Below are 12,700 nucleotides of genomic sequence, written 5' to 3'. Positions count from 1 at the left end.
GATATTATGCATTTTATAGCCATTTTGGGCTCCCACAGCAATGGTTCCGGCCACAGAACAAGACACCCATCACGCAAGCGACGTGTCCCCGGAGTCTTTTATATTCGCCCGCCCGAAAATTGCTACTTAGGCTGCCCCTCACCTTGCCGAACGATCACCGATCGTTCTCCGAATATTGAAACCCCCCCTCTCGGTAGGATGACCACTGGATACGCCGATTACCGCGAAAATTCCTGACACGCAGGACGATTTTCATGCACGCCCTTCTTGCGGCGGGCACCCGTGTCCACCGGGCCGGGTCGTCCCTAGCCGGATCGTCCCTAGACTGCGGGTATGCCAACCGCATTGATCACCGGGGCGACGGCCGGCATCGGCGCCGCCTTCGCCCGACGTCTGGCCGCCGACGGATTCTCACTCGTCCTGGTCGCCCGCGACGAGAAACGCCTCACCTCGGTCGCCGAGGAACTGCGCCTGCGCTACGGGGTGAGCAGCGAGGTGCTCACCGCCGACCTGGTGACCGACGAGGGGCTGGAGGCGGTGGAGCGACGGCTCCGCGAGGGGGTCGACCTGCTGGTCAACAACGCGGGCTTCGGCCTTCAGGGCCGTTTTCTCGACATCCCCGTGCAGGATGAGGTGCGGATGCTCAAGCTGCACTGCGAGGCGGTGCTGCGGCTGACGCTGGCCGCGCTGCCGGGCATGAGGGAGCGCGACCGGGGTGCGGTGATCAACGTGGCGTCGGTGGCTGCGTTCTTGCCCGGGGGCTCCTACAGTGCCTCCAAGGCGTGGGTGGTCAACTTCAGCGAGTCCACGGCCATGGAGATGGCCGGTAGCCGCGTGCGGGTGATGGCCCTGTGCCCGGGTTTCGTGCACACCGAGTTCCACGAGCGCGCCTCGATAGACAAGTCGGGCATCCCCGGCTTCCTGTGGTTGTCGGCGGACAACGTCGTCCGCGAGGCCATGCGCGACCTGGCCCGCGGTGTGCTGGTGAGCGTCCCCGACCTTCGCTACAAGGCCGTCGTCGGGGTCAGCAGGTTGCTTCCGGCCAACGTGATCGCCCTGGTCTCCCGCCGCCTCGGCCGCCGCTGACCTGACAACACCGGCCTGACGTCACAGACAGAAAGGGCCCGCGCCACGGGAGGGGGTCGTGGCGCGGGCCCTTTCCGGCCTGCGGGGGTGGTCGACGACGGCCCCTGAGGTCCGCCGGGCCGAATCAGACGCGAACGTTGGCCTCGTGGCCGATCGCCAGGCCCGAGACCGGGTCGAAGAAGTGCAGGTTGTGGGTGTCGACGACCAGCTCGACGTTCTGACCGGGGCGGACGTGGCTGCGGGAGTTGACCCGGGCGGTCCACAGCGACTTGTCGCCCACCAGCGGCAGCGTCGCCTCCTCGTCACCGTCGGCGTCGGCGGCGGCCACGGTGTCCTGGTGCTGGACGGGCGGGGCGTCGATCAGGAAGAGCACGTTGATCTCGGAGCCCAGCTCCTCGGTGACCTCGGCGCGGACCTGCAGGCGGGTCCAGCCGCCCGAGGCGCCGTTGGCGGCGACCGAGTCCTCGAAGTCGGAGGGGCGGATGCCCAGGATGATCTTCTTGCCGAAGTACTGGTCGAGGCCGCGCTTCTCGGTGAAGGTCTCGTTCGGCACCGGCAGCCTGAAGCCCGCGAAGGCGACGGCCGCGCCACCGTCGCCGCGCACCAGCTCGGCGTTGACGAAGTTCATCGACGGGGAACCCATGAAGCCGGCGACGAACAGGTTGACCGGCTTGTCGAAGAGGTTCTGCGGGGTGTCGACCTGCTGGAGCAGGCCGTCGCGGAGCACGCAGACGCGGTCGCCGAGGGTCATGGCCTCGACCTGGTCGTGGGTGACGTAGACGGTCGTCACGCCCAGGCGCTCGTGCAGGGTGTTGAGGGAGGCCCGCATGGAGACGCGGAGCTTGGCGTCCAGGTTGGAGAGCGGCTCGTCCATGAGGAAGGCCTGCGGCTCACGCACGATGGCGCGGCCCATGGCGACACGCTGGCGCTGGCCACCGGAGAGGGCGGCGGGCTTGCGCTTGAGGTACTGGTCGAGGCCGAGCATCTTGGCGGCCTCGCCGACGCGCTTGGCGATCTCCGCCTTGGGCATCTTGCGGAGCTTCAGACCGAAGGCAAGGTTCTCCTCGACGGTCATGTGCGGGTAGAGCGCGTAGTTCTGGAAGACCATGGCGATGTCGCGGTCCTTCGGAGGCAGGTGGTTGACCACCCGGTCGCCGATGGCGATCTCGCCGCCGCTGATGTCCTCAAGCCCGGCGATCATGCGCAGGGCGGTGGACTTGCCGCAGCCGGACGGCCCGACCAGCACCATGAACTCCCCGTCCTTGATCTCAAGGTCGAGGCCGTTCACGGCTTTGACGCCGCCCGCGTAGATCTTGTCGACTTTGCTGAGAACGATGGATGCCATGGAAGTCCTTAGCGCCTCGGGCCAACCCCGTGTTCACCCGATATTGGATACGTTTTCATGCATCTCACCGGAAACAGACATCCCTGTCAAGAGGATGACCGGTTCTGGCCTGTCAGCAAGGCGGTCGTTATCGCTTCGCGCTGGATCGAACACGGAAAGAATGATGGAATCGTTTCCATGAACAGGCATCGTACGACGATCAAGGATGTCGCCGAGGCGGCCGGGGTGGGGGTCGCCACGGTGTCCCGGGTGCTGTCCGGCGGATCGGCGAGTCCCGAGACCAGGGAACGGGTGCTGAACGTCGCGGCCCAGCTCGACTACCGGCCCAGCGCGCTCGGCCGCAACCTGCGCCAGCGGCGCTCGGGCGGGATCGGGCTGCTGCTGCCCGACATCACCGACACCTTCTACGGCCGCCTGGCCGACGGCGTGCTCACCTGCGCGCGCTCGGCGGGAGAACCGGTGATCCTGGGCGCCACCGGCGACGATCCCGAGCGTGAGGCCGAGTTGATCGGCACGCTGCTCGAACAGGGCGTGGACCGGGTGATCGCGGTCCCCTCCGGTGACGGCGACGGCTGGGCGCCGACCCTGCGGGCCGGGCTGACCACCGTGTTCGCGCACCGGCTCTCGCCCGGGCACGCCGACATCCCCGCGGTGCTGGCCGACGACCGCGCGGGAATCAGGACCGCGGTCGACTACCTGACGGGGCTGGGTCACCGTCGCATCGCCTACCTGGGCGGTCCCGGCCAGGAACAGCGCCTGTCCTTCTTCCGGCAGGCGCTCGGCCCCCTTGTCGACGAGGAACTGGTCGTGGTCGCCCGCGGCAGCCGCGACTCCGCCTACGCCGCCGCGGCCGGACTCTTCCAGCACCGGCCCGACCTGACCGCCGTACTGGCGGGAGGGAACCTGCTGGGCGAGGCGGCGGTGCTGGCGGCCAGGGAACTGGACCTGCGCATCCCCAGGGACCTGTCTCTGATCATGTTCGACGACGTGCCCTGGGCGGAGCTGTGCTCACCGCCGCTGACGGTGATCGTCCAGCCCGCCCAGGACATCGGCTACCGCGCCGCCGAACTGGTGCTGCGCGGCGGCACCAGGCGGCCGCGCGGGGTGCTGCTGCCCACCGAGCTGATCGTCAGGGGCAGTTGCGCGGCTAGAGGGACCTCTCGATCGCCTCGGTGACCGCGGGATCGTCGGGCGTGACGCGCGGCCGGAACCTGGCGAGCACCTCCCCGTCCTTCGAGACGAGGAACTTCTCGAAGTTCCACTCGACGTCGCCGGCCTTGCCCTCGCCGTCGGGGGTCTGGGTGAGCAGGTCGTAGAGCGGGTGCCGGCCCTCGCCGTTGACCTCGCTCTTGGCGAGAAGCGGGAAGTCGACGCCGTAGGTGGTGGAGCAGAACTCCTGGATCTCCTCGGCGCTGCCCGGCTCCTGTCCGTAGAACTGGTTACAGGGCACCCCCACGACCGTGAAACCCCGGTCGCCGTAGGTCCGCTGGAGGTCGACGAGAGCCGCGTACTGGGGGGTCAGGCCGCATTTGGAGGCGACGTTGACGACGAGGACCGCCCGATCTCCGGCCAGCTCGGCCAGGGTGGTGGGCGCGTCGGAAAGAGTGTGGATGGCGATATCACGGATTCCCATGCTCCGCACCCTAATCCCCCTGTCACATTTGAGAGTTATGTCGTCCATAAAGTGAAATGTGACAGAGGCCACAGGTGAGACGGCGCCCCCCTCACCAAGGCTCTGATCATTCCCTTACCGATCTTTGACATGGCTCCTGACAGTCGCTGTCGACTGGCCCGGCGGCGAATCGCCGGGCATCGTGGCGGCCGTCCCCACCCCCAAGGCACAAGGGAGTCCCATGTCGACGCTACGCCGTACCGGTGTGCTGGTGATCGCCTCGGCGCTCACCCTCGGCACCACCACCACGGTCGCCCAGGCGTCCTCGGCGAGAACGGGCAACCAGGCCGTCGCCAGGCCGATGGTGGCCGCGCACGGCTGGAGCAGGGCCCAGTTCGACTGCCTCAGCAGGCTCTGGACCAGGGAGAGCAACTGGAACCACCGCGCCCGCAACCGCTATTCGGGCGCGTACGGTATTCCGCAGGCGCTGCCCGCGGGCAAGATGGCCAGCGCCGGCCGCGACTGGCGCACCAACCCCAGGACACAGATCAGATGGGGACTCGGATACATCAAGCAGCGCTACGGATCGCCGTGCCGGGCGTGGGCGCACTTCGGCTCGCGGGGCTGGTACTGATCCAGTGATCCCGGAGCGGTGATCTGAAACCCCATGACGGGGTGATTTTCACACCGTCTCCACGCATGGGCGATTCGCCGGTCGTAACCGGACCCTCGCCGAATCTCCCGTAGATCAAGAAGATCGGGCAAACACCTTCCCTTCGCGTGTCCCATCCCCCTGTCCGACACTCTCTCGCGTACTAGAAAGCCGCCTAGAGAGACCGCCGCGGCGTCTCATGCCGGAAACAGGCCGGCGAGACCGCGCGGACGTTCCCCGCCCGAGCCACGGGCGCCGGATCTACGGCCGCACGAGAGCACCCATGTGCCCTCCTGCGACTTCCGCACGCGGCCCAAGGACAAGGATCCATGTGAACAGCTACCGCGTTCTGCGCAACACAGTCGTGACCGTTCTCGCCGCCTCGGCGATGGTCGGGTCCTCGACTTCGGGACAGGCCGACAGCACGGCCGAGTCGTCCAGGAAAGGGACGGCGAGAACCGTCCATCGCCTCACCTGGGTCACCCAGGTGAAGCCAAGGGTGAAGGCGGTCGCGAGGACCGCCAAGAGCAGGAACAAGACGATCGCCTATCGTCTCGTCTCCCGCCGCGCGTGGCCGCACAGCCAGTTCCGCTGCCTGGACAGTCTCTGGACCAGGGAGAGCAACTGGAACCACCGCGCCTACAACCACTCCTCGGGTGCGTACGGAATCCCGCAGGCACTGCCCGGCTCGAAGATGGGCGGCAGCGGCGGGGACTGGCGGTACAACCCGATCACGCAGATCCACTGGGGTCTGAGCTACATCAAGAGCCGCTACGGGTCACCGTGCGGCGCGTGGGGTCACTTCCGGTCGAGCAACTGGTACTGACCCGCATGGAGAGTGTCCAGGGGAAGGGAAGGCTCTCCCGGCGCCCGGGGCCGCGAGGTCCCGGGCGTCACCTCTTGAGCTGCAGGGCCATCGCCTGGATGAGCAGTTCGAGGCCGAACGCGAACTCCGCCTCGTGGTCGCACTCGTGGAGTGCCGGAGCCAGCTCGCCGACCTGCGGGAACAGCAGCGGGTCGACCTCGCCGACGCGGATGTCGGATCGGTGCACCGGGGCGAACGTCGGGGTCACCCCGACCTCCCTCAGCAGCGAGCCCACGATGTAGGCGATGAACACCCGCAGGGCGCGCACCGCCTCGTCGCCCCCGAAGCCCGCGCCGCGCAGCGTGGCCAGCGCCCGCTCCACCGGGAGCAGCCCGGCGGTGGAACGGAGCTGGCGGCTGACCACCACCATCGTGCACCGCGGGTAGTGGTGCGCGATCTGCCGGAAGGCGAGCGCCTGCATGCGCACCCGATCGGTCCATTCGGCGTCCGGGTCGTCGGTGAACTCGATCTGCGACAACACGGTCTCGGCCACCGCGTCCAGCAGCGCCTCCTTGTTCGGCACATGGTTGTAGAGCGACATCACGCCCACGCCCAGTTCGGCGGCGATCGCGCGCATGGACACCGCGTCGGCGCCCTCCCGCTCGATCAGGTCGATCGCCGTGCTGACGATGCGCGCTCGGGACAGTGGTTCGGCAGGCATATGACCATTGTCCCCTCATTGATTCCATTGACGTACGTACAGTGTACGTGGCACGCTCATTGCGTACGTACGGTGTACGTCTCTGGAGGCCGCATGTCGACACACGATCTCTACACCATCCCCACCGAGCTTTCCACGTGGGACGTCGAGGCGGCCGGGGCCGCCCGCTTCACCTGGGAGTACGACAACGGCAGGGACCACATGCTCGCCCTCTACCAGAAGGGCAAGGACAAGCAGTGGGACTCGGTCAAACGCATCGACTGGGACCTGGAAGTCGACCCGTACAACGTGCTCGGCATCCCCGACGAGACCATCGCGATCCACGGCACCCCGCTCTGGGAGCGGATGGACGAAAAGCAGCGCAAGGAGGTGCGCCTGCACGGCGCCTCCTGGCAGTTCTCCCAGTTCCTGCACGGGGAACAGGGCGCGATGATCTGCTCGGCCAGGATCGTGGAGTCGGTCCCCGACCTCGACTCCAAGTTCTACGCCGCCACCCAGACCATGGACGAGGCCCGTCACGCCGAGACCTACGCCCGCTTCCTCCAGGAGAAGGTCGGGCTGGCCTACCCCATCAACCCGCACCTGAAGTCACTGCTCGACAGCACGCTGAGCGACTCCCGCTGGGACATGCCCTACCTCGGCATGCAGGTGCTCATCGAGGGCCTCGCCCTGGCCGCCTTCGGCGTGATGCGCGACATCACCACCAAGCCGCTGCCCAAGCAGATCCTCGCCTACGTCATGCAGGACGAGGCCAGGCACGTGGCCTTCGGCCGGATGGCACTGCGCGACTACTACCGTCAGCTCAGCGAGTCGGAGCTGCGCGAGCGCGAGGACTTCGTCATCGAGGGCTGCTACCTGATGCGCGACCGGCTGCGCGGCCAGGAGACCTGGGAGAACCTGGGCCTGAACAAGGCCGAGGTCGCTGATGCCATGGAATCCGTTGACAAGTCCCAATATCTCCAGCTATTCCGCTCGTTGCTCTTCAGTCGCATCGTTCCCTGCGTCAAGGACATCGGGCTGTGGAGCCCCCGCCTGCAACAGGCCTACGCCGACATGGGCGTGCTGGACATGGCGGGCCAGAGCCTGGAGGCGCTGATGCGGCAGGACGAGGACATCGCCGAGAGGCTCGACACCGAGCGCTTCGCCGCCGAGGAGGCCGAGCGCCACGCGGAGGTCGCCGAGACCGTCGCCCTCGGCGGCGAACCCCGCCCCTGACCGGACCTGCTCCGGCCCGGCATCGGACCCGCCCTCGACACCGGATGGATCGTCGAAGCGTGGCACGCCGCGTGTTCCCTACTTTCCGAACCCCGCCAGCACGAAGGTGGCGGCCCCGGCCACGGTGGCGAGGGTACCGAGCCAGGCGATGAGGGCGTCGGCCCGGTTGTCGAGGGGACGGCTCTGGTGGAGTGCCTCCTGGACCCGGCGGAAGCGGATGCCCGTGTGGGTCAGCAGCAGGCCGGCGCAGAGCAGGGCCGGAACGAAGGGGACGATCGCCGGCAGAGGTGTGCCGGCGCGCAGGGCGATGCCCGCGCCGGCCAGGGCGGTGACGGCCAGCAGGGCGCTGGTACGTATCCAGGCGAGCTGGGTCCGCTCACTCTGCAGCCCCTCGTCCCAGGGTCCGTTCATCGGGACAGCAGGATGAGGATCAGGGCGAGCACGGCGACCGCCGCCACCCCGTACCCGAACAGTGGCGCGAGGGCGGGCGGCGGCAGCGGGGCGGAACTGCGCAGGGCGTGCTGGACGCGACGCCAGCGGGGGTAGGCCATCGCGGCCGCCAGAGCCGACAACGACACCAGGACCACCGCGAGCAGGGTCCGCATCCACGGGACGAAGACATCAGCGGAGACCGCGGCCATGGCCACACCGCCCGCGCTCAGCGCGAGCGATGTGCTCAGCCAGGTCAGGTAGGTGCGTTCGTTGGCGAGGGTGAACCGGGGGTCCGGTTCACGGTCCGGAGGCTTCATGAGAACGACGCTATTTCAGCCACATTCCCCATAGAGAACCCGGGTTGGCGGAGCCTTGCGCAGGTGAGGGTTACCCGCAGGCGCTGGTCAGTTGCTCGACCCACCGCACCGAGTCGGTCGCCACCTTCTGCGCGGTGTCGATGGCGCTGTTGGCATCGGGGACGTTGAAGCCCTCCAGGGTGTTGGAGACGCTGTCGGCCGCCTCCTTCAGCGAGGTGTTGGCCGCCTTGTCGGCCAGGTCGCCCAGCTTGGCGCCCCCGTCCTTCAGCGCCTGTTCCATCGCGGCGGGGTCGTTGAGCAGACCGGAGACCTTCGAGACGGTCTCGGTGACGATGCCCGCGGCCTGCACGCACTGCTGTGCCTTGTCGATGCCCTGGCTCACCTCCTGGATCTCGGAGCAGCCGGTGGTGATCAGGACGGCGGCGAGCGCTGAGGCGGCGAGGGCGGGGATTCGTCGCGGAAGGGGTCGCATGCCCAGACCCTACCCAACGAGCCGGTGCGGCAGGTGCCCGTCGGCCGGCTCGTTACCCGGACCGCGAGGCGGTGGGGGCCGGACCACGGCCCCGGCGTACGATCACCAGTGTTCGAACGAAGGGAAGACCATGCCGATCTGCCAACATCTCACGCAGGCCCAGGACCCGGCGCCACGCACACCGCAGGGGTGCGAGGAGTGCCTCGCGACCGGAGATCGCTGGGTTCACCTGCGCAAGTGCCTGTCCTGCGGGCACATCGGCTGCTGCGACTCCTCTCCCAACAAGCACGCCACCGCCCACGCGACGGCGATCGGCCATCCGGTCATCGCCTCGTTCGAACCGGGCGAGGACTGGCGGTGGTGCTACGTGGACAAAATCATCGGCTGACCGGCGGCGGCCGGGTTCCTCCGCCCCGCGGGGATGTTGTCAGTCACAAGTCTCTTCCAAGCGCGCAGGCCTATCTCTTGATCTGTAAAGATACTCAAGAGTTTGGAACCACTCCATGCGTACCGGTCTTCGTGTCCTGCTCGGCCTGACCGCCGCCGCGGCGCTCGCTCTCGGCGGCCCGGCCCCGGCCCCGGCCCTGGCCGCCACCGCCGCCCCCACGGTCTGGAAATGGGGCCCCCTCTACTCCACCGACGGACTCGCCGTGGCCTGGGGCAAGGTCGCCGTCGGCCAGTCGGGCCTCGTCGTGTACGGCACGGTGGAGGACACCCGCGGCTCGGGCTGCTCATGGGCCCAGGTACGTTACCTGAGCGCTCAGAGCGGACGGTGGCACACCGCGTCCTACTACAACTGCGTCACCGGCCCGGGGACGTTCCGCAAGAACGTCGGCGGAGTCCTGCAGATCAAGGTGAGGACCTGCCGGGGCACCTCCGCACGGCCGACCGGGCGGTGCTCGCGGTGGAAGACCGCCTACACCCAGGGCGGCTGACCGAGGCTAGTCGCGCTCCAGAATGGCCTCCTCGAAGTCGATCTCGTGGAGAACCCGGCGGAGCACCTCGTCGTCGATGCGCCGCTCGTCGCGCAGGCGTACGAAAACCTCGCGCTCGACCGTCAGCATCTCACGGCGGAGCCGCCGGTAGACCGTGCTGGGCGTCTCCTCCCCCTGTGGTCCCGTGCCGCTGCCCAGCCGCTCCCAGGCGGTGAGGGTACGGCGCTCGGCACGTGCCCTGAGCTGGTCGACGACCTCCCGATAGACCTCGTCGACGCCCTCGCCCACCAGCTCGTCCAGCCGGGCCAGCGAGGCGGAGGTGGCCGCCTGCTGGGCGGCCGCCTCGGCCAGGTTGTCGGCGTAGATCTCCCGCTCGTTGGAGATCCTCAACCTGCGGATCAGCGCCGGGAACGTCAGGCCCTGGACCAGGAGGGTGCCGATCACCACCGAGAAGGTGAGAAAGAGCAGCAGGTCGCGGCCCCGCAGGGTCTGCGGGACGGCGAAGGCCGCGGCGAGGGAGACCACCCCGCGCATGCCCGCCCAGCTCACGACGGCCACCTGCTTCCAGCTCGGCGCGTGGGGCTCGCTCTCGCGGATCTTCGCGGACAGGATCCGGGGCAGGTAGACGCTGGGCACCAGCCAGACCACCCTGGTGACCACCACGGCGGCGAAGACGACCAGTGCCATCCCGGCGAGCTTCCACGGGTCGGCCCACTCCAGCCCTCTCATGATCGGCCAGAACTGCAGGCCGATCAGCGCGAAGACGATCGTCTCCAGGAAGAACCCGAGAACCCGCCAGACCGCCTCGGACAGCAGCCGGGTACCGAAGCCCGCCCTGGGCAGGCGGTGGCCGGTGTAGAGCCCGACGATCACCACGACGATCACACCGGAGACGTGTACGCTCTCGGCCGCCAGGTAGACGGCGAACGGGGCGAGCAGCATGACGGTGTTCTCGATGAGCGGGTCACGCAGCCGGATCAGCACCCGGGCCAGGATCCAGGCGAGCCCGAGGCCCATCAGCACCCCGCCCACCGCGGACAGGGCGAAGTCGGCGGTGACCTCCAGCCAGGTGATGCCCCCTCCCAGCGCGGCCGCGACCGCCACCCGGTAGGCGGTGAGCGCGGTGGCGTCGTTGAACAGGCTCTCCCCCACCAGGATGGTGACCGTCCTGCGGGGCAGCCCGAGCCTGCGGGCCACCGCGACGGCGGCGACCGCATCGGGTGGGGCCACGATCGCCCCCAGCGCGAACGCGGCGGCCGGCGGCAGCTCGGGCAGGAGCAGATGGGTGATCCACCCGATGACCAGCGTGGTGAACAGCACCAGGCCGATCGAGAGCAGCCCGATCGGCCTGCGGAAGTCCTTGAGCCTCAGGTAGGAGCTGTCGACCGCCGCCGAGTAGAGCAGCGGGGGCAGGAAGACCAGCAGGACCAGGTCGGGGTCGAGCTCGTACTCGGGGAAGACGGGCGACAGCACCAGGCCCACGAGCACCAGTAGCAGCGGCGCCGGCCACCCCCTGCGCCTGGCGACCGCGGCCACCGCGATGCCGAGGACCGACACGGCCAGTGTCTGCACCACGGTCGACTGGTCCACGCCACCCCGCCCGATAGGGATCGATCGGCTTCCGTGCCTCCGCGCACCTCGTGAACCGGCCGGGACGGCGGACACCGTCACACGGCGCCGGATCTCACATTCGGCGGACAGAACGACGCTACTCCCGGATACGGATCTCGTACCCGGGACACGACGGAACCCGCCTCCGGGGAACTCACGCCCCCTGGAGGGTCACCACTCCCGGCGTTCGTCCCGGTCGTCGCGGCGCCGTCCCTCGCGGCGCCTGTCGTCGTACCGGTGCTCGTCATGGCGGCGGTCGTACCGGTCGTCGTAGCCCTGCTCAGGGCGGAGCCTCTCGCCCGTGGAGTGCGGCGGGTCCTGGAGGTAGGGGCGCGGCAGCCTCTGGTCGGGCGCCGACTGGCCTCCCAGGCCCAGCGGGTCGGACGGATCGACGTCCTGCTGCGGGTAGGCGGGCGGCGAGCCGTACAGGTCTCTGAGGTCGGCGGGATGACCGGCCTGGTGCGGCTGCGCGGTGCCGAACGCGTAGGGATCCGGCTGCGCGGGAGCCGGGTAACCGTACGGGTCGGGCTGCTGGATCCCGTGGCCCCCGGCCTGCTGCTGGGCGGCGAACCCGAAGGGGTCCGTCGAGTTCCCCTGCCCGTACTGGTCGGGGTCCGGCCGGCGGGCGGGGTTGGGGAACTGGTCTGCGTGCGGCGCGAACGGGTCGACGGGCCGTTGCTGGGGCGGCACGCCGTACGGATCGGACTGCTGGGCGCCGAACCGGTCGGCGGGCTGCTGCGCGGGCGCGCCGTAGGGGTCCGGCTGCTGGGCGCCGTACGGAGCGGGCTGCTGCGCGGGCGGGTAGCCGCCCGGCATCTGGTAGGCGGCCTCACCGGACACCGGGCCCGTACCGAGCGGATCGAAGGACTGCGGCTGCCCGTAGGGCAGGGCGTCGTTCACGATCATGTTCTCGCGCGGCACGGCGTCGGAGGAGCCGTGCCCCGGCGCCATCCGATCCTGCGACCAGTCGGGCCGATCCGGCGGCGGCACCACTCCCCGCGCGACGAGCACGTCGTTCGGCCCGAGCGCGGGGACCTGGCGGGGCTCGTCCGGCACGGGGACGTGACCGGGCGGGTCGGGATACTGCTGGGGCTGGGCGTAGTCCTCGGGCCGCGGTCTGGCGTACTGACCGGTGCCGGGATACTCACTGTGGACCTGCTGCTCGGCAGGAGGGCGCTGCTCGGGGTGAACGGGCTCGCCCACCTCGTCGGGGTACTGCCCACCGGCTTGGACGAAGCCCTCGTCAAGGGTGTCGACCAGCCGCCCCACGTCGTTCATGGGCATGCGGAAACTCGCGGTGCACATCTCGCCGCGCCACAGGCTCAGCACCAGCGTGCCTTCGTGCCAGGTGACCCGGAGCACCCGCTCCTGGCCACGCTCGTCAAAGAACACCTCGCCGAACGACGGCAACGGGACAACTTCCGACATGGAGGACATAATGTACTCAAACGCCCCAAACATCCAGTTCGAGCAGGGACTTTGCAGGGCAATCGCACC

The 12,700-nt window shown here is 68.9% G+C and carries 15 protein-coding genes; 7 read left to right on the top strand and 8 right to left on the bottom strand.

From position 1 onward, the window contains the following. Nucleotides 1-333 precede the first annotated feature (333 nt). Nucleotides 334-1,086, top strand: a complete 753-nt coding sequence (locus tag AB0J58_RS01270; protein WP_364208612.1) for an SDR family oxidoreductase — start codon at nucleotides 334-336, stop codon at nucleotides 1,084-1,086. A gap of 124 nt (nucleotides 1,087-1,210) precedes the next feature. On the opposite strand, the gene ugpC is transcribed toward AB0J58_RS01270, so the two are convergent. Then, nucleotides 1,211-2,431, bottom strand: a complete 1,221-nt coding sequence (ugpC, locus tag AB0J58_RS01265) for a sn-glycerol-3-phosphate ABC transporter ATP-binding protein UgpC (RefSeq protein WP_364208609.1) — start codon at nucleotides 2,429-2,431, stop codon at nucleotides 1,211-1,213. Nucleotides 2,432-2,608: 177 nt separating this feature from the next. Here ugpC and AB0J58_RS01260 point away from each other — a divergent pair, with 177 nt between their 5' ends. Beyond that, nucleotides 2,609-3,607 carry a LacI family DNA-binding transcriptional regulator gene (locus AB0J58_RS01260; RefSeq protein ID WP_364208606.1) on the top strand — a complete coding sequence of 333 codons (999 nt, stop codon included), beginning with the start codon at nucleotides 2,609-2,611 and terminating at the stop codon, nucleotides 3,605-3,607. Here AB0J58_RS01260 and AB0J58_RS01255 read toward each other — a convergent pair. Then, on the bottom strand, nucleotides 3,579-4,064 hold the full coding sequence (locus AB0J58_RS01255; protein ID WP_364208603.1) for a glutathione peroxidase: 486 nt from the start codon (nucleotides 4,062-4,064) through the stop codon (nucleotides 3,579-3,581). The two genes, AB0J58_RS01260 and AB0J58_RS01255, sit on opposite strands and share 29 nt — an antisense overlap. Before the next feature lie 220 nt (nucleotides 4,065-4,284). On the opposite strand from AB0J58_RS01255, the gene AB0J58_RS01250 reads away from it, so the two are divergent. Both AB0J58_RS01250 and AB0J58_RS01245 read left to right on the top strand, forming a co-directional pair. Then, complete coding sequence (locus AB0J58_RS01250) at nucleotides 4,285-4,677, top strand: transglycosylase SLT domain-containing protein (RefSeq protein WP_364208600.1); 393 nt, start codon at nucleotides 4,285-4,287, stop codon at nucleotides 4,675-4,677. A 349-nt stretch (nucleotides 4,678-5,026) separates the two neighbouring features. Beyond that, on the top strand, nucleotides 5,027-5,521 hold the full coding sequence (locus tag AB0J58_RS01245) for a transglycosylase SLT domain-containing protein (RefSeq protein ID WP_030923427.1): 495 nt from the start codon (nucleotides 5,027-5,029) through the stop codon (nucleotides 5,519-5,521). A 67-nt stretch (nucleotides 5,522-5,588) separates the two neighbouring features. Here the strand turns inward: AB0J58_RS01245 and AB0J58_RS01240 are convergent, their stop codons facing one another. Continuing rightward, nucleotides 5,589-6,221: a TetR/AcrR family transcriptional regulator C-terminal domain-containing protein gene (locus tag AB0J58_RS01240; RefSeq protein ID WP_364208597.1), complete on the bottom strand. Its 633-nt coding sequence runs from the start codon at nucleotides 6,219-6,221 to the stop codon at nucleotides 5,589-5,591. Between the two features lie 93 nt (nucleotides 6,222-6,314). On the opposite strand from AB0J58_RS01240, the gene AB0J58_RS01235 reads away from it, so the two are divergent. Next, nucleotides 6,315-7,436 (top strand): ferritin-like domain-containing protein, encoded by a 1,122-nt coding sequence (locus tag AB0J58_RS01235; protein ID WP_343983192.1) that lies wholly within the window; start codon nucleotides 6,315-6,317, stop codon nucleotides 7,434-7,436. A 78-nt stretch (nucleotides 7,437-7,514) separates the two neighbouring features. Here AB0J58_RS01235 and AB0J58_RS01230 read toward each other — a convergent pair whose 3' ends face one another. The 3 genes from AB0J58_RS01230 to AB0J58_RS01220 form a co-directional block, all read right to left on the bottom strand. After that, nucleotides 7,515-7,847 (bottom strand): DUF202 domain-containing protein, encoded by a 333-nt coding sequence (locus tag AB0J58_RS01230; protein ID WP_364208594.1) that lies wholly within the window; start codon nucleotides 7,845-7,847, stop codon nucleotides 7,515-7,517. Next, nucleotides 7,844-8,185 carry a DUF202 domain-containing protein gene (locus AB0J58_RS01225; RefSeq protein WP_343983198.1) on the bottom strand — a complete coding sequence of 114 codons (342 nt, stop codon included), beginning with the start codon at nucleotides 8,183-8,185 and terminating at the stop codon, nucleotides 7,844-7,846. The genes AB0J58_RS01230 and AB0J58_RS01225 overlap by 4 nt, the downstream gene beginning before the upstream one ends. Nucleotides 8,186-8,255: 70 nt before the next feature. Further along, the gene (locus AB0J58_RS01220; protein ID WP_364208591.1) at nucleotides 8,256-8,657 is read right to left on the bottom strand and encodes a hypothetical protein; all 402 of its coding nucleotides are present in this window, start codon (nucleotides 8,655-8,657) and stop codon (nucleotides 8,256-8,258) included. Nucleotides 8,658-8,787: 130 nt separating this feature from the next. Between AB0J58_RS01220 and AB0J58_RS01215 the strand changes: the two genes are divergently transcribed. Then, nucleotides 8,788-9,045 (top strand): UBP-type zinc finger domain-containing protein, encoded by a 258-nt coding sequence (locus tag AB0J58_RS01215; RefSeq protein WP_364208588.1) that lies wholly within the window; start codon nucleotides 8,788-8,790, stop codon nucleotides 9,043-9,045. Nucleotides 9,046-9,160: 115 nt separating this feature from the next. Continuing rightward, entirely contained in the window at nucleotides 9,161-9,592 is a 432-nt protein-coding gene (locus tag AB0J58_RS01210; RefSeq protein ID WP_364208586.1) for a hypothetical protein, read from the top strand. 6 nt (nucleotides 9,593-9,598) lie between these two features. Here AB0J58_RS01210 and AB0J58_RS01205 read toward each other — a convergent pair whose 3' ends face one another. Continuing rightward, nucleotides 9,599-11,182 (bottom strand): Na+/H+ antiporter, encoded by a 1,584-nt coding sequence (locus AB0J58_RS01205; protein WP_364208583.1) that lies wholly within the window; start codon nucleotides 11,180-11,182, stop codon nucleotides 9,599-9,601. Nucleotides 11,183-11,374: 192 nt separating this feature from the next. Continuing rightward, nucleotides 11,375-12,631 carry a hypothetical protein gene (locus AB0J58_RS01200; protein ID WP_364208580.1) on the bottom strand — a complete coding sequence of 419 codons (1,257 nt, stop codon included), beginning with the start codon at nucleotides 12,629-12,631 and terminating at the stop codon, nucleotides 11,375-11,377. Nucleotides 12,632-12,700 lie beyond the last annotated feature (69 nt).

It is taken from the genome of Streptosporangium sp. NPDC049644, assembly GCF_040675205.1.
GTDB classification, from domain to species: Bacteria; Actinomycetota; Actinomycetes; order Streptosporangiales; family Streptosporangiaceae; genus Streptosporangium; species Streptosporangium fukuiense.
Note: the sequence above shows the minus strand (reverse complement) of the source record. Positions and strands in the feature narration are given on the sequence as shown.